This is a genomic window from Arthrobacter sp. TMS2-4, assembly GCF_054511075.1.
In genome coordinates, this window is the sequence record NZ_JBTNDI010000001.1 from 116,489 (window position 1) to 132,617 (window position 16,129).

A 16,129-nucleotide genomic window follows, 5' to 3' on the forward strand; every position below is an offset into this window, starting at 1 on the left:
GTGCCGCTGCGCATCCGGGCAGCGGCACCCGGCCGGGTGCGGGCATGATCGTCGGCATCGGCGTCGACGTCGTGGACGTCGAACGCTTCCGACTGCAGCTCGAACGCACCCCGGCGCTCCTCGAGCGGCTGTTCGTGCCTGCCGAGCGCGGGCTGAACACGCGGTCCCTCGCCGCGCGGTTCGCGGCCAAGGAGGCCGTCGCGAAGGCGGTCGGCGCCCCGGTGGGCATGAACTGGCAGCACTGCACCATCGCGGTCGACGAGACCGGGGCGCCCACGGTCGTCGTCGACGGGACCGTGGCGGAGGCCGCCCGCGCCCGCGGCGTCCGGACGTGGCATCTGTCCATCAGCCACGACGGCGGCCTCGCCACGGCCATGGTGGTCGCCGAAGGCAGCCCACCGGAGGGCCAGCAATAGTAACCGTGCTGATTATCGCCCGGCTTACCGCTAAGCTCGACCATATGCTCCAAGCATTTTCCGGTGGTGACGTCCGCGCTGCGGAGGCACCACTCCTCGACGCCGGCCAGGGTGATGCCCTGATGCAGCGGGCCGCCCACGCCCTGTTCGGTGTCGCCCTCACCCTCCTGCGCGACGCCGGTCGCGGCACCTACGGGGCCACCGCCGTCGTGCTCGCTGGGAGCGGGAACAACGGCGCGGATGCGCTGTACGCGGGGGAGCGGCTCCTGCGGCGGGGCGTCGGCGCGACGGCGATCCTCACCGCGGACCGGGCCCACGAGGCCGCCCTGGACGCCTTCACGCGCGCCGGCGGAACGAGCGTCCGATTGGCCGACGCCCCGGACCTCGCAGCGCTGGCGGCCCACGCGGCCTCCGCCGACGTGCTCCTCGACGGGATCCTCGGCACCGGTGCCAGCGGCGGCCTGCGCGGTCCCGCCGCGCACTTCGTCCGGGCCTTCGACGCCGCAGCCGGCCCCCGCGCCGCCCGGTCCACGCTCGTCGTCGCCTGCGACCTGCCGAGCGGCATCGGCGTGGACACCGGCCGCGTCGACGGGCCCGTCCTCGCCGCCGACGCGACCGTCACCTTCGGGGCCGCGAAGCCCGGTCTCCTGATCGGCGACGGCGCGGTGGCCGCCGGCCAGGTGAACGTCGTGGACATCGGCCTGGACTTCTCCGGCGTCACCCCGGCCGCACGCAGCCTGCAGGGCGCCGACGCCGCGGCCCTCCTCCGCCTCCCCGAGGCACACGACCAGAAGTACTCGCGCGGAGTGCTCGGCATCGCCGCAGGCTCCGCCCGCTACCCGGGTGCCGCCGCCCTCGCCGTCGGCGCCGCACTGGCCACCGGCGTCGGGATGGTGCGCTACCTCGGGCCCGAGGCCGTCGCGGCCCTGGTGCACCAGCGGAACCCCGAGGTCGTGGCCTCGACAGGTTCCATCGCCGAGGCGCAGTCGCAGGCCTGGCTCGTCGGTCCGGGCGCCGTGGACGACGACGACCAGCGGCAGCGGGCCGTCGACGCCATGGACTCGGGACTGCCCGTCGTCGTCGATGCCGGCGCGCTCGCCGCGGTGCCCGCCCGCGTGAGCCCGCAGGTCATCCTGACGCCCCACGCGGGGGAACTCCGCGAGCTGCTGGCGGCCCGCGGGGTCGACGTCGAGCGGTCCGAGATCGAGGCCGAGCCCGCGCGATTCGCGCGGCAGGCCGCCGAGATCACGGGAGCGACGGTGCTGCTCAAGGGCTATACGAGCGTCGTCGCCGCGCCCACCGGCGCCCTGTTCGTCCAGGCCGACGCGACACCCTGGCTCTCCACCGCAGGGTCGGGGGACACGCTCTCCGGCATCATCGGGGCCCTCGCGGCCACGCTGGCCGAGGACGACGGCGCGGCCGACCGTGTGGGCGTCGCCCCTGCGGATCTCTGGGCGGCGATCGCGGCCGCGGGAGCACTGATCCACGGGCGGGCCGGTCGGCACGCGGCCCTGTCCGGCCCGGTGGTGGTCTCCCGACTGCCCGGTCCCATCCGCTCGGTGGTCGCGGATCTCGTGGAGGAGCGTCGCCTGGCTGCAACCCCCTGAGGTGACCGACGCAATTAACCGCGCGAACATACGAATGCGCTATGCATGGAACAGGCACCCGGGGCACCAGGACCCCGACGCGTGCAATCAACACCGTGATCACCCGACGAGGCGGTCACGGCAGAAGATACAAGGAGAACTCATGGAATTATGGCCCGGCGACGCTTACCCCCTGGGAGCCACCTACGATGGCACCGGTACGAACTTCGCGCTCTACAGTGAGATCGCGGATCTCGTGGTCCTCTGCCTCTTCGACGACGACGGCACGGAGACGCGCATCGAACTCAAGGAGGTCGACGGCTACGTCTGGCACGGCTACCTCCCGCAGGTCACCCCCGGGCAGAAGTACGGCTACCGGGTCCACGGCCCGAACAACCCGGCCGAGGGACACCGCTGCAACCCGAACAAGCTCCTCCTCGACCCGTACGCGAAGGCCATCTCCGGTGACCTCGACTGGGACCAGGCGCTGTTCGGCTACAACTTCGGCGACGAGCACTCCGTCAACGACGAGGACTCCGCCGCGCACATGATGCTCGGCGTCGTCGTGAACCCGTTCTTCAACTGGGACGGCGACCGCATGCCGCGGACCCCGTACCACCAGTCCGTCATCTACGAGGCGCACGTCAAGGGCCTCACGCAGCTGCACCCGGACATCCCCGAGGAGCAGCGCGGCACCTACGCCGGCATCGCCCACCCGTCGGTGATCGCCCACCTGCAGAAGCTCGGCGTGACGGCGATCGAACTCATGCCCGTGCACCAGTTCGTGAACGACAGCACGCTCCAGGAGAAGGGCCTCTCGAACTACTGGGGCTACAACACCATCGGCTTCTTCGCACCGCACAACAAGTACAACTCCTCCGGCGACCAGGGCGAGCAGGTCCAGGAGTTCAAGGCCATGGTGCGCGAGCTGCACCTGGCTGGCATCGAAGTCATCCTCGACGTGGTGTACAACCACACCGCCGAGGGCAACCACATGGGCCCCACCATCTCGATGCGCGGCATCGACAACGCGTCCTACTACCGCCTGGTTGAGGACGACAAGCAGTACTACATGGACACCACGGGCACCGGTAACTCCCTCAACGTCGGGAACCCGCACTCCCTGCAGTTGCTCATGGACTCCCTGCGCTACTGGGTCACCGAGATGCACGTCGACGGCTTCCGCTTCGACCTCGCCTCCGCCCTGGCCCGCGAGTTCTACGAGGTGGACCGCCTGTCGGCGTTCTTCGAACTCGTGCAGCAGGACCCGATCGTCTCGCAGGTCAAGCTCATCGCCGAGCCCTGGGACGTAGGACCCGGCGGCTACCAGGTGGGCAACTTCCCGCCCCAGTGGACCGAATGGAACGGCAAGTACCGTGACACCGTCCGCGACTTCTGGCGCGGCGAGCACTCCAGCATCGGCGAGTTCGCCTCCCGCCTCACCGGCTCCGCGGACCTCTACGAGCACTCCATGCGGCGCCCCGTCGCATCGATCAACTTCGTCACCGCCCACGACGGCTTCACGCTGCGCGACCTCGTCTCCTACAACGAGAAGCACAACGAGGCCAACGGCGAGGACAACAACGACGGCGAATCGCACAACCGGTCATGGAACGGCGGGGCCGAGGGCCCCACGGACGACCCCGAGGTCCTCGCGCTCCGTGCCCGCCAGCAGCGGAACTTCATCGCCACGCTCCTGCTCTCGCAGGGCGTGCCGATGCTGCTGCACGGCGACGAGGTCGGTCGGACGCAGGACGGCAACAACAACACCTACTGCCAGGACTCCGAGCTCAGCTGGGTGCACTGGGACAAGATGGACCAGCCGCTGCTCGAGTTCACCGCGGCCGTCAACCGCCTGCGCTCGGAGCACCCCACGTTCCGCCGTCGCCGGTTCTTCGACGGGCGGCCCGTGCGCCGCGGCGAGGGCGAGGCACTGCCGGACATCGTGTGGCTGGACACCGCGGGTGAGCTCATGGCGCCCGAGGACTGGGACAGCGGCTTCGGCCGTTCCATCGGGGTGTTCCTCAACGGTCAGGGCATCCAGGGGCGCGACGCCCGCGGACAGCGGATCGTCGACGCCAACTTCCTGCTGTTCTTCAACGCGCACGACGAGGCAGTCGACTTCACGATTCCCTCCGACGAGTACGGCACGTCCTGGGACGAAGTGATCGACACCGCCGGCAAGTACGCCGACACCGCCGCCATCCCGTCGGGAGCGACGGTCTCGGTCGAAGGGAAGTCCATGGTGGTCCTGCGGGCCCACACGGAGGTCGAGGATCTCGACCACTCGGTCGCGGCGTCGCTGGCGATCCTCGCCAACGAGGTCACCGCCAAGACCGGCACCCCCTAGCGTCACCCCGGCCAGATACACCCACCCACCGTCCCAGGAGGACCCCACGTGTTGACACCGAAATCGACCTACCGGCTTCAGATCCGGAGCGAGTTCGACCTGCATCAGGCCGCAGCCCTGGTGCCGTACCTGCACGACCTCGGGGTGGATTGGGTGTATTTGTCGCCGATCCTCACGGCGGAGAAGGGGTCCGGGCACGGCTACGACGTCACGGACCCCACCACGGTGGATCCCGACCGCGGCGGTCCGGACGGCCTCGCTGCCCTCAGCGAGGCCGCCCGGGCCGCGGGGATGGGAGTCCTCGTCGACATCGTGCCCAACCACATGGGCATCGAGACACCCGCCGACAACGCATGGTGGTGGCAGCTCCTGAAGGAGGGCCGCGGCTCGCGCATGGCGGAGGCGTTCGACGTCGACTGGGACGCCAACGACGGGCGCCTCCGCGTCCCCGTCCTCGGCGACGGCGACGGCGAGCTGGATCAGCTGGCGGTCGTCGACGGCGAACTGCGCTACTACGACAACCGGTTCCCCATCGCGGACGGCACGGCCCACCCCGGTGACACGGGGGCGGAGGTCCACGCCCGCCAGCACTACGAACTCGTGAACTGGCGCCGCGCCGATGCCGAACTCAACTACCGCCGGTTCTTCGGCGTGAACACCCTCGCGGGCCTGCGCGTCGAGGTCCCCTGGGTGTTCCAGGAGAGCCACAGCGAGGTGAAGCGGTGGTTCGACGAGGGGCTCATCGACGGCCTGCGCATCGACCACCCCGACGGTCTCGCCGACCCGAAGGGCTACCTCGAGGACCTCCGCACCCTGACGGGCGGTGCCTACGTGCTCGTCGAGAAGATCCTCGAGCCGGGCGAGAAGCTCCCGACCGACTGGGCGACCGAGGGCACGACCGGGTACGACGCCCTCGCCGACATCGACCGGCTGTTCACCGACCAGGCGGGGGAGCACGAGCTCACACAGTCCGTGCCGGTGGCGCCGTTCCACGAGATGATCCACGGGACCAAGCGCGGCATCACCGACGGCATCCTCCGCTCCGAGGTGCTGCGGCTCGCGCGGCTCGTCCCGTCCGAGGCAGGGCTCGACGCCGACGCAGCGGCCGACGCGATCGCCGAACTCCTGACCTGCTTCCCCGTCTACCGCAGCTACCTGCCGGGAGGTGCCGATCACCTCGCCGAGGCGGTCCGCGACGCCCAGGTGCGCCGCCCCGACCTCGCGGACACCATCGCCACGCTCCACGCGCTGCTCAACCCGTTCCTCGAGGGTGAGGGCGAGCTCACCGAGCTCGCCCGCCGCTTCCAGCAGACCTCCGGCATGGTCATGGCGAAGGGCGTGGAGGACACGGCGTTCTACCGGTACTCGCGCCTCGTGTCACTCAACGAGGTGGGGGCGGACCCCTCCATCTTCGCGGTCGACCCGCTGGAACTGCACCGGCGCCTGCTCGAACGGCAGACCGGGAGCCCGTTGGCCATGACGACGCTGAGCACGCACGACACCAAGCGCAGCGAGGACACCCGGTCCCGGATCTCCGTCCTGTCGGAGCTCGCCGGCGAATGGACGGGCCTCCTCGACCAGCTCGAGGAACTGGCACCCATCAGGGACCGGACGTTCGCGCCACTGCTGTGGCAGTCGATCATCGGGGCCTGGCCGCTCAGCAGGGAACGCGCCCACGCCTACGCCGAGAAGGCGTCGCGTGAAGCCGATTCCAGCACGCACTGGACCGCGCCGGACGAGGCCTTCGAGCGCGGCATGCACGACGCCGTCGATGCCGCCTTCGACGACGACGCCGTGGCGTCGCTGATCTCCGGCCTCGTCGGGCGGATCCAACAGGCCGGCTGGTCCAACTCGATCGGCCTGAAGCTGCTCCAGCTCACCATGCCGGGAGTGCCGGACGTCTACCAGGGCACCGAGTTCTGGGACACCTCCCTCGTGGACCCCGACAACCGCCGCGAGGTGGACTACGACGCGCGGCGGCAGGTGCTGACGGATCTCAACTTCGGCGCACTGCCCGCGGTGGATGCCGACGCCCACGCGAAGATGCTCGTCGTGTCCCGGGCCCTCAAGCTGCGCCGTGACCGCCCCGAACTGTTCACGGGCTACACCGCGATCCCACCCTCCGGTGCGGCGGCGGACCACGTCTTCGCATTCGACCGCGGAGGAGCCATCACCCTCATCACGCGCCTGCCCTACCGGCTCGCGCAGGGGGAGGGCTGGGGCGACACCACGCTCGAACTCCCCGGGGGCCGCTACACCTGCGCCCTCACCGGCGCTTCGGTGAACGGCGGGACCGTGAGGGCCGCCGACCTCTTCTCCACCTTCCCCGCAGCACTACTCGTCCAGGAGGACGCAGCATGAGTTCGCCATTCGAGGTCTGGGCGCCCCGCGCCACCTCCCTCACCCTCGTCGCCGACGGCTCCCGATACCCGATGACGCAGGGCGGAGGCGGATGGTGGCATGCCACGGATGCCCCGACGGCCACCGGGGACGTGTCCTACGGCTACCTCGTCGACGACTCCGAGACCCCCGTGCCCGACCCCCGGTCGCGGCGCCAGCCCGACGGCGTCCACGAGCTCTCGCGGACCTTCGACCCGGCTGCGCACCAGTGGCAGGACGCCTCCTGGCGGTCCCCGGGCATGAACGGCGGCGTCATCTACGAGATGCACCTCGGCACGTTCACCCCCGAGGGAACGCTCGACGCCGCCATCGGCAAGCTCGGCCACCTGGTGGACCTGGGTGTGCAGTACGTGGAGCTGCTGCCCGTCAATGCGTTCAACGGCACGCATAACTGGGGCTACGACGGCGTCCTCTGGTACGCGGTCCAGGAGACCTACGGTGGTCCCGCCGCCTACCAGCGTTTCGTCGACGCGGCGCACCAGGCGGGCCTCGGCGTCATCCAGGACGTCGTCCACAACCACCTCGGCCCCAGCGGCAACTACCTCGGGCTCTTCGGCCCCTACCTCACCGAGGGCCTGTCCAACACCTGGGGCGACTCCCTGAACCTCGATGGCCCGCAGTCGGACGAGGTCCGGAACTACGTCCTCGAGAACATCCTCATGTGGTTCAGGGACTACCACGTGGATGGCCTCCGCCTCGATGCCGTGCATGCGCTGCACGACGAGCGCGCGGTGCACATCCTCGAGGAGTTCGCCACCCGTACGGACGAGTGCGCGGCGGAGCTCGGCAAGCCGCTGTTCCTCATCGCCGAATCGGACCTCAACGATCCGCGCCTCATCCGGGGCCGCGACGTCGGCGGCTACGGCCTCGCCGGGCAGTGGAGCGACGACTTCCACCACGCGGTGCACGTCAACCTGACGCGCGAGACCGAGGGGTACTACCTCGACTTCGACTCGGTCGGAGCGCTCGCCAAGGTGCTCGAGAAGGGCTTCTTCCACAACGGGACCTACTCGTCCTTCAGGGAACGCCACCACGGTCGCGAGATCGACCCGGCCGAGATCAGCCCCCTGCAGCTGGTCGTCGCGGCCCAGAACCACGACCAGATCGGCAACCGGGCCGCCGGTGACCGCATCAGCGCCACGCTGAACCCGGCGCAGCTCGCGCAGTCCGCCGTCCTGAACATCCTCGGCCCCTTCACGCCCATGCTGTTCATGGGCGAGGAGTACGGGGCGTCGACGCCGTGGCCGTTCTTCACCTCCCACCCCGAGCCGGAGCTCGGCCGGGCCACCGCGGAGGGGCGGCTGCGGGAGTTCGAGCGCATGGGCTGGCGATCGGAGGACGTCCCGAATCCGCAGGACCCGGCGACCTTCGCCTCCGCCAAGCTGGACTGGGCGGAAGCGGAGCAGGGACACCACGCCGAGCTGCTGTCCACGTACCGCGAGCTCATCAGCCTGCGCCGGTCACGACCGGAACTGCGCGACGCCGACTTCCGCAGCATCTCCGTGGACTACGACGAGGACAGCCGCTGGATCGTCCTGCACCGGGGCAGCACGGCCGTCATCCTCAACCTGAGCGACACCATGGTGACCATCCCGGTCGACGGCAGCACCGCGGAGGTGCTGCTGTCCACGGTGGACGGCGTCGGACTGCTCGCCGACGCGGTGCAGCTGCCGGCGCACGCCTCCCTGGTCCTCAGCAGGGGCTGAGCCCGGGGCAGGACTCCGCAAGGGTTTCGACAGGAGTAGGAGTCCACCGACCGAAGGGTCGGTGGACTCCGGCATACTGGCCGAAGAGTCTTCCGCACGGGAGAGCGATCCCCTGAGCATCCGGGCCGGGACCGGGAAGAACGAGGCGGCAGGAACACCATGACCCTGGACATCACGACACTGCGGGTCGCCTTCGGCGCCGTCGCGATCACCCTCCTGGTGCTGTTCTACACCGTGGCATTCCGCCAGACCCGCTCCGCCTACAGCGCCTGGTGGTGTGCGGCCATCCTGTTCTTCTGCGGCGGGTCCTCCATCCACCTGCTCGACGGCACGCAGCACCAGGTCTGGGCGCACCCCCTGGCCCACATGCTCTCGGTTCTGGGCACGGTCAGCGTCTGGGCGGGTGCCCGGACCCTCCGAGCAGGCAGGCCCGGCTGGCTGCAACTCGCGGCCGCGCCGGTGCTGACGCTCCTTGCCTCGGTTCTCGACGACCCGGCGACGAACGAATGGTCCGGCGGTGCGGTGTTCCTCGGCATGATGTCCCTGACCATCGGACTCGCCTCATGGGAGTTGTGGCGCCTGCCCAGCAGCTACAGCAGGGTGCAGGGGCCACTCGCGGTCGGCTCCGCCGTCGTCGCGCTGCTGTACCTGGCACGGTGCGTCGCGTTCGTCGTGGAAGGTCCGGACGGCTACGTGTTCTCCACCTTCTTCGATTCGAGCACCACGGTGCTGGTCACCCTGGTCCTTCTAGTCATCGTGTCGTTCAGCGCCGCGGCACTCAGCGCGGAGCAGATCGCCGCGGACCTGCGGACACGCGCCGACCGGGATGCCCTCACCGGTCTGCTCAACCGGGCCGGCTTCCTCGACCTCGCCCACCTCCACGTGGACCGCCTGGCGCGGACCGGACAGCCCGGCGCGCTCATCCTCGCCGACCTCGACTTCTTCAAGACGATCAACGACACCCACGGCCACGCTGCCGGTGACAGTGTGCTGAAGGCTTTCGCGCAGACCTGTTCGGAGACCGTCCGGGCCACTGACCTCGTGGGGCGCTACGGAGGCGAGGAGTTCATCTTCCTGCTGCCCGGGGCTTCGGCCTCCCGGACCGAGGACATCACCCGTGATCTGAGCCTGGCGCTGCGGGTGCAGACCACACCGGGCGGCTTCGTGATGCCGACGGTGAGCTACGGCATCTCCTCCGTCGAGGCGTCCGGGTACGACCTCGAAGCGGCGATCGCCGCGGCCGACCGGGCGTTGTACACGGCGAAGGCCGGGGGACGCGACAGATCCGTCCGTGCCGTCGGTCCGACGGACCGACGGCACGGGATGTCGCCGTCGCCGTCGCCTCCCGACGACATCGTCAGGATCTGAACCGGGCAGCCGGATGACGTCCGCCGTGGCGTTCGCCGAGGCCGCCAGCCAGCGCAACCACATGAAGCTCCGGACCGTCGCGGATCACCTCATCAGCAGCGGCGCACTCCCCAGCAGACGGAAGGCACGGTAGCGGAGCTGTCGCCGTCGCACCCTGCGGCGCGTGCGGACCCGCGCGTGGCAGATCCGCGCTGCGCCGCGGGTGTCCTAGGGTGTCCTAGGGTGGACGAAATCAGTGAGGGGACACTCTGCATGGCATGCAACGGTTGCACGACATCGTCGGGACCCGACGTCGAGTTCTCCATGGCCTTCCAGCCGATCTACGACGCGGTGGACGATCGCGTGTGGGGTTACGAGGCGCTGGTCCGCGGCCTGTCGGGAGAAGGTGCCTACGACGTCCTGTCGAGGGTCTCACCGGAGCAGAAGTACCGCTTCGACCAGAACTGCCGGATCAAGGCGATCGAAATCGCGTCGCGACTGTTTCCCGCGGACGAGGAGTTGAAACTGTCGATCAACTTCATGCCCAACGCGGTCTATGAACCGGCGGCATGCCTCCGCGCGACGCTGGTCACCGCCGCGCGGTGCAGTTTCCCGACGTCGTCGATCATGTTCGAGTTCACGGAGAACGAGGAGGTCACGGACACCGATCACCTGAGGAACATCATCACCGAGTACCGCAGGCACGGCTTCACCACCGCCATCGACGATTTCGGGGCAGGCCACGCAGGACTGGGGCTCCTGGTCCAGTTCCAGCCCGACCTGATCAAGATCGACATGCTGCTCGTCCGGGGAGTGGACAGCAGCCCGGCCCGTCAGGCCGTCGTCACCGGCATCGTGGGCATCGCCGGGGCCCTCGGGATCACGGTGCTCGCCGAGGGCATCGAGACGGAGGCGGAGTTCGTGTTCCTGAAGGAGAGAGGCATCCGTCTGTTCCAGGGATACTGGTTCGCGAAGCCGGCGTTCGAGGAACTCCCGCAGGTGCGGGTCAGGCCTGCCCCGGACGTCGGAGTCCCCGCGTAACAGGGCGTTCCCGGCCGCTGGTCCCCTACGATGAAGGAATGACCTATCACCCCGCCGAGAGCCGCTACGAGTCGATGCCATACCGCCGGGTGGGGGCGAGCGGGCTGCACCTGCCGGCCGTGTCCCTGGGCCTGTGGCACAACTTCGGCGACGACAAGGCGTTCGGGGTGCAGCGGGAGATCCTGCGGCGCGCGTTCGACCTGGGTGTGACCCACTTCGACCTGGCGAACAATTACGGTCCGCCGTACGGCAGTGCCGAGACGAACTTCGGCCGGCATCTGAAGGACGATTTCCGGCCGTTCCGTGACGAGCTGATCATCTCCACCAAGGCCGGGTACGACATGTGGCCGGGTCCGTACGGGAATCTCGGGTCGCGGAAGTACCTGCTGGCGAGCCTCGACCAGTCGTTGGAGCGGATGGGCCTGGAGTACGTGGACATCTTCTACAGCCACCGCCCCGATCCGGAGACCCCGCTGGAGGAGACGATGGGGGCCCTGGACACCGCGGTGCGGTCGGGGCGGGCCCTGTATGCCGGGATCTCCTCGTACTCGGCCGAGCGGACCGTGGAGGCAGCGGCGATCCTGAAGGATCTGGGGACGCCGCTGGTGATCCATCAGCCGTCGTACTCGATGCTGAACCGGTGGACGGAGAACGGGTCCCCGAACCTCTTCGAGGCCCTGGAGCAGGTCGGTGCCGGGTCGATCGCGTTCTCCCCGCTGGCCCAGGGTCTGCTGACGAGCCGGTACCTGCACGGGGTGCCCGAGGATTCGCGGGCCGCGGCGGGGAAGTCGCTGGACCAGGGGCAGCTCAGCGCTGAGAACCTGGACCGGATCCGCGGACTGCACGCCATTGCCGAGAGCCGCGATCAGAGCCTGGCGCAGATGGCGATCGCCTGGGTGCTGCGGGACCGGTCCCAGGGCACCGCCGTGACGTCGGCGCTCATCGGGGCTTCCAGTGTCCGCCAGCTCGAGGAGAGCCTCGCCGCGGTCGGCCGCATGGACTTCACCGCCGAGGAACTGACGAGAATCGACGAGTACGCCGTGGAGTCCGACATCAATCTCTGGGCCAACGCCCTCAAGGCCTGATGCTGCGGTTCCGGCCGGCCGGCCCGGAGGACTGGCCGGCCATCTGGGACATCCTGGAACCTGTGGCCCGTGCCGGTGAGACCTACTGCTGGGACACCACGATGGACGAGGCGGGCGGACGGGCGGAGTGGCTCCCCGGTCCGGCCGGGACCGACCCGACCCTGACCGTCGTCGTAGCCGTCGACGCCGACACCGGTCTCGTCGTGGGCACCGCCCAGCTGCACGCGAACAGGGGCGGGAACGGCGCCCACGTGGCGAACGCCTCGTTCCTGGTCGCGGCCGACGCCGGCGGCCGCGGCGTCGGCCGGGCCCTCGCCGTCCACGTGCTCGAGGAAGCGCGAGCGGCGGGCTACACGGCGATGCAGTTCAACGCCGTCGTCCAGACGAATGAACGGGCCCTCGCCCTCTGGGCCTCGCTCGGCTTCACGATCGTCGGCACGGTCCCGGACGCGTTCCTCCACCCCTCCGTGGGACCGACCGGCCTCCACATCATGCACCGCTTCCTGTAGAGGCCCGGGGGACGCCGGGCCACAATGGGGCATGACCTTCGAACCGACCGACCACGATCCACTCCTCGGCGCCTGGGCGACACTCGGGGAACCCCGGCTGACCACGGAACTGGCGCGATCAGGTGTGGGCTGGGTGGGCCTCGACGCACAGCACGGGCACTTCGACGACCGGTCGCTCAGGGACACCCTCGGGCGCCGGACGGCCGGGTCCGCCCCCCTGCTCGTGCGGGTCGCTGCCAATGACGCAACCCTGATCGGTCGGGCGCTCGACGCCGGAGCGGACGGCGTCATCGTCCCGCTCGTCAGCAGCGTCACCGACGCCGTGGCAGCAGTGGCGGCCAGCCACTACCCGCCGCAGGGCGCCCGCAGCTGGGGGCCCCTGCCGGGCAGCCGTCCCGTGGACGGCGCGGGGCCCGACGACGCGCCCCGCGCCGTCCCGCTCTGCGCCGTCATGATCGAGACCGCGGCCGCGCTCGAGGCGGTCGAGGCGATCGCCGCCGTCCCGGGCGTGGGCATGATCTTCGTCGGGCCGTTCGACCTCTCCCTCGCCCTCGGGATGGACGTCGACGACCTCCTGTCCTCCGCGGAGGACGACGCACCGCTCGCCCGGATCGTCCGCGCCTGCCGGCAGGCCGGCATCCTGACCGGCGCCTATGCGGGCTCGACCGAACGGGCGTTCCTGCTGGCGGCGTCGGGCTTCGGCTGGATCGCCGCAGCGACGGACACGGGCCTGGTGTCCCTCGGTGTCTGTGCCCTGCGCGAGGCGCGGGCCGAGCGGTCGGGTCAGTCCGACCAGGACGCCTTCAGGGCAGGGAACGCCTCCTCGTAACCCGCGAGCACGCGGACGGCGGCATGGAAGGAGTCCATCAGGGGATGCCCTGCGAACGCGCGCAGGGCGGCATCGCGGTCCCGCTGGACGGCGGCGCGAATCGTGTCCTGCTCGACGGCCTTCACCGCAGCCATCAGCCCCAGCTGGTGGGGTGCCAGCGGGGCGGCAGGCAGCGGGCGTGCGCCGTCGCCGTCAACCACCGACGGCACCTCGACGACGGCGTCCGCCGGCAACTCGTGGAAGGTGCCTCCGTTGCGGACGTTGAGGATCAGCTCCGCGCGGCGGCCGGTGAGCAGCGCGCGCATGACCTGGAGGGCCACACGCTCATACCCGCCTCCGGCGAGGTCCGCCTCGTCGCGCTCCTCCTCCGCCGGCCGGGCCTCGGCCAGATAGCCGGACTCCCGTTCGCGCCGGGCGGCTTCCCACACCGTGAGTGGGTCCCCGGACGCGAGAAGCCGGGGGAAGAGGTCCGCCTGCTGGTCGCGGAGCGTCTCGCCGCGGGTCCGGTCCGCGGCGCGGATGGAACGCAGGGCCTCCCGGTGGAAGTAGTAGTAGAACAGGTACTCGTTGGGCACCGCCCCGAGGACCCGGAGGAGGTCCGGGCCGAAGAGGCGCCCCTCCTCGAAGCTCGCCAGGCGCGGGGCGTCGGCGAGCAGTCCCGGGAGGCGGTCGTGCCCGCTGCCGTGCCCGCTGCCGTGCCCGTCGAGACGGCGCAGCCAGCCCAGGTGGTTGAGGCCCACGTAGTCGACCCCGGCGAGGGACCCGCCCAGTTCCACGCCCGCAGCCCGGGCCGTCCGGGTGACGAGTCCCGACGCCGAATCGCAGATGCCGATCACCCGGCGGTCCAGGACCGCGGCGAGCGCCTCGGTGACCATGCCGGCCGGGTTGGTGAAGTTGACGAGCCAGGCATCGGGCGCGAGGTCCCGCATCAGTGTCGCCACACGCATCATGTCCGGGATGGACCGGAGGGCGTAGGAGATGCCGCCGGCCCCCACCGTCTCCTGGCCGAGGAGCCCGCACGCCAGTGCCACGCGCTCGTCGAGGACGCGTCCCTCCGCCCCGCCGCTGCGCACGGCGGCGAACACGAGATCGGCGCCGGGCAGTGCGTCCTCGAGGCGGGCCGCCACACGGACGGACGGTGCCGGCCGTGCCCCCGGCGGCAGTGCGCCGAGCACGCGGGCGATCGCGTGGGCGCGGTCCGGCAGGGTATCCACCAGCACGACGTCGGACACGAGTCCCGCGAACGGTGCGGAGGACAGCGCGCGGTACACCAGGGGCACGCGGAAGCCCCCGCCGCCCACGATGACGAGGGTGGCGCCGCTGCTCATCGGCCACCGCGGAACAGGGCGCGGCGCAGCGCGTACACCTGCGCGCCGGCGAGCACCAGCCCGATGAGCACGCACGCCACGACCGGCACCGATGTCGTGTACGCGAGGACGAAGGCGAGCGAGACGGCGAAGACCACGGCCGCCACACCCACCAGGACGCGGGCGCCCAGGGGCAGCAGCGGCGTGGGACCCCGCAAGCGCCGCGCCGGGGCCTCGCCGTCCGCGATGCCTGCGCTGTCCCAGCTGTCGTCCTCGTTGCCGTCCGGGGTCATGGTGTCCCTGCCATGGCCCCAGCCTACGGAAGACGCGCCGGAACCTCGCCCCTCGGGGTGATTCGACGAAACAGGCAGTCCGATGGGCTGCCGACCTCCCGTTGGAGCAGTAAGGTGCCGTACATGGTCCAACAGCACCGATTCGATCCCCTGGCGGCCATGCGGGGCCCGGACGGGCCGGAGTTCGACCTGCTGCTCACCGGGCAGGTGTTCTTCGACATCGTCTTCACGGGGCTGGAGCAGCTGCCGGCGCCGGGGACCGAGGTCTGGACCGACGGCATGGGCTCCGGTCCGGGAGGTATCGCGAACCAGGCGATCGCCGCGAGCCGCCTGGGTCTGCGCACCACGCTCGCCGCGGCGTTCGGCGACGACGGCTACGGCCAGTTCAACTGGGACGTATTGCAGGACCAGGAACACGTGGATCTCTCCCGCTCGCGCGTCTTCGGGCAGTGGCACTCCCCGGTCACGGTTTCCCTCTCGGTGCACCAGGACCGCTCGATGGTGACGCACGGCCATGCGGCGCCGCTGCGCGCCACCGAGCTCATCGGCGCGCCGCCGTCCTGCCGAGCCGCCGTCGTCGGCGTGGAGCAGCACATGGAGCCGTGGGCGGAGGCCGCGGCGGGCCGCGGCACGAAACTTTTCGGCAACGTGGGGTGGGACCCGGACGGGGAATGGGCGCCCGGCGCGCTCGCCTCCCTCGACATCTTCCACGCGTTCATGCCCAACGCCGTCGAAGCCATGGCGTACACGCGCACCGACGACCCGTGGGCCGCGCTGTACTCGCTGGCGGACCAGGTGCCGGTCGCCGTCGTCACGGTCGGCCGGCACGGTGCCATCGCCATCGACTCGCTCACGGGGGAGGAGGAGTGGATGCCGGCCCTGCCTGTGTCCGCGCACGATCCCACGGGAGCCGGCGACTGCTTCAGCGCCGCCTTCGTCATGGCCGACCTCGCCGGATTCCGGCTCGCCGACCGCCTGGCGTTCGCGAATCTCTGCGCCTCGCTGTCCGTGCAGCACGTCGGCGGTTCGCTCGCCGCGCCCGGATGGGGCGACATCGCGGACTGGTGGCATCGGATCAGCGCAGGACGCGACGCCGTGCAGAAGCAGTTGCGGCGCCGTTACGCGTTCCTGGCGGACCTCGTGTCCGATGTCCCGGGCCAGGCCTCCAGGAGGGCGACGGCGACGATCGCGCGGCACTCCGATGCCTCGCCGTCCATCCTCCCCTGCGAGGGCGGCCCGGACGCGAGCGACGGCCGGTGA

13 protein-coding genes are annotated in these 16,129 nt (G+C 70.5%); 11 read left to right on the forward strand and 2 right to left on the reverse strand.

The annotated features are described in order from the left end of the window. The first annotated feature begins 44 nt into the window (after positions 1 to 44). The 10 genes from ACX80F_RS00610 to ACX80F_RS00655 all read left to right on the forward strand — a co-directional run bounded on the left by ACX80F_RS00610 (position 45) and on the right by ACX80F_RS00655 (position 13,269). Positions 45 to 416 (forward strand): holo-ACP synthase, encoded by a 372-nt coding sequence (locus ACX80F_RS00610; protein WP_459334445.1) that lies wholly within the window; start codon positions 45 to 47, stop codon positions 414 to 416. Between the two features lie 44 nt (positions 417 to 460). Next, positions 461 to 2,023, forward strand: coding sequence for a bifunctional ADP-dependent NAD(P)H-hydrate dehydratase/NAD(P)H-hydrate epimerase (locus ACX80F_RS00615; RefSeq protein ID WP_459334446.1), 1,563 nt, complete (start codon positions 461 to 463; stop codon positions 2,021 to 2,023). A gap of 142 nt (positions 2,024 to 2,165) precedes the next feature. Further along, a complete protein-coding gene (gene glgX, locus ACX80F_RS00620) occupies positions 2,166 to 4,352 on the forward strand; it encodes a glycogen debranching protein GlgX (RefSeq protein WP_459334447.1) in 2,187 nt (728 codons plus the stop codon). 48 nt (positions 4,353 to 4,400) lie between these two features. Then, the gene (gene treY, locus ACX80F_RS00625) at positions 4,401 to 6,713 is read left to right on the forward strand and encodes a malto-oligosyltrehalose synthase (protein ID WP_459334448.1); all 2,313 of its coding nucleotides are present in this window, start codon (positions 4,401 to 4,403) and stop codon (positions 6,711 to 6,713) included. Continuing rightward, the gene (gene treZ, locus ACX80F_RS00630; RefSeq protein WP_459334449.1) at positions 6,710 to 8,458 is read left to right on the forward strand and encodes a malto-oligosyltrehalose trehalohydrolase; all 1,749 of its coding nucleotides are present in this window, start codon (positions 6,710 to 6,712) and stop codon (positions 8,456 to 8,458) included. The genes treY and treZ overlap by 4 nt, the downstream gene beginning before the upstream one ends. A gap of 159 nt (positions 8,459 to 8,617) precedes the next feature. Then, the gene (locus ACX80F_RS00635; RefSeq protein WP_459334450.1) at positions 8,618 to 9,826 is read left to right on the forward strand and encodes a GGDEF domain-containing protein; all 1,209 of its coding nucleotides are present in this window, start codon (positions 8,618 to 8,620) and stop codon (positions 9,824 to 9,826) included. 222 nt (positions 9,827 to 10,048) lie between these two features. After that, positions 10,049 to 10,846 carry an EAL domain-containing protein gene (locus ACX80F_RS00640; protein ID WP_459334451.1) on the forward strand — a complete coding sequence of 266 codons (798 nt, stop codon included), beginning with the start codon at positions 10,049 to 10,051 and terminating at the stop codon, positions 10,844 to 10,846. Positions 10,847 to 10,884: 38 nt separating this feature from the next. Beyond that, entirely contained in the window at positions 10,885 to 11,931 is a 1,047-nt protein-coding gene (gene mgrA, locus ACX80F_RS00645; RefSeq protein ID WP_459334452.1) for an L-glyceraldehyde 3-phosphate reductase, read from the forward strand. Next, positions 11,931 to 12,440 carry a GNAT family N-acetyltransferase gene (locus ACX80F_RS00650; protein WP_459334453.1) on the forward strand — a complete coding sequence of 170 codons (510 nt, stop codon included), beginning with the start codon at positions 11,931 to 11,933 and terminating at the stop codon, positions 12,438 to 12,440. Before mgrA ends, ACX80F_RS00650 begins: the two co-directional genes overlap by 1 nt. 31 nt (positions 12,441 to 12,471) lie before the next feature. Continuing rightward, positions 12,472 to 13,269 carry an HpcH/HpaI aldolase family protein gene (locus ACX80F_RS00655; RefSeq protein ID WP_459334454.1) on the forward strand — a complete coding sequence of 266 codons (798 nt, stop codon included), beginning with the start codon at positions 12,472 to 12,474 and terminating at the stop codon, positions 13,267 to 13,269. Here ACX80F_RS00655 and ACX80F_RS00660 read toward each other — a convergent pair. Both ACX80F_RS00660 and ACX80F_RS00665 read right to left on the reverse strand, forming a co-directional pair. After that, positions 13,224 to 14,597 (reverse strand): family 4 glycosyl hydrolase, encoded by a 1,374-nt coding sequence (locus ACX80F_RS00660; RefSeq protein ID WP_459334455.1) that lies wholly within the window; start codon positions 14,595 to 14,597, stop codon positions 13,224 to 13,226. The genes ACX80F_RS00655 and ACX80F_RS00660 overlap by 46 nt on opposite strands. Further along, the gene (locus tag ACX80F_RS00665; RefSeq protein WP_459334456.1) at positions 14,594 to 14,869 is read right to left on the reverse strand and encodes a hypothetical protein; all 276 of its coding nucleotides are present in this window, start codon (positions 14,867 to 14,869) and stop codon (positions 14,594 to 14,596) included. The genes ACX80F_RS00660 and ACX80F_RS00665 overlap by 4 nt, the downstream gene beginning before the upstream one ends. 123 nt (positions 14,870 to 14,992) lie before the next feature. Here ACX80F_RS00665 and ACX80F_RS00670 point away from each other — a divergent pair, with 123 nt between their 5' ends. After that, entirely contained in the window at positions 14,993 to 16,129 is a 1,137-nt protein-coding gene (locus ACX80F_RS00670; RefSeq protein WP_459334457.1) for a PfkB family carbohydrate kinase, read from the forward strand.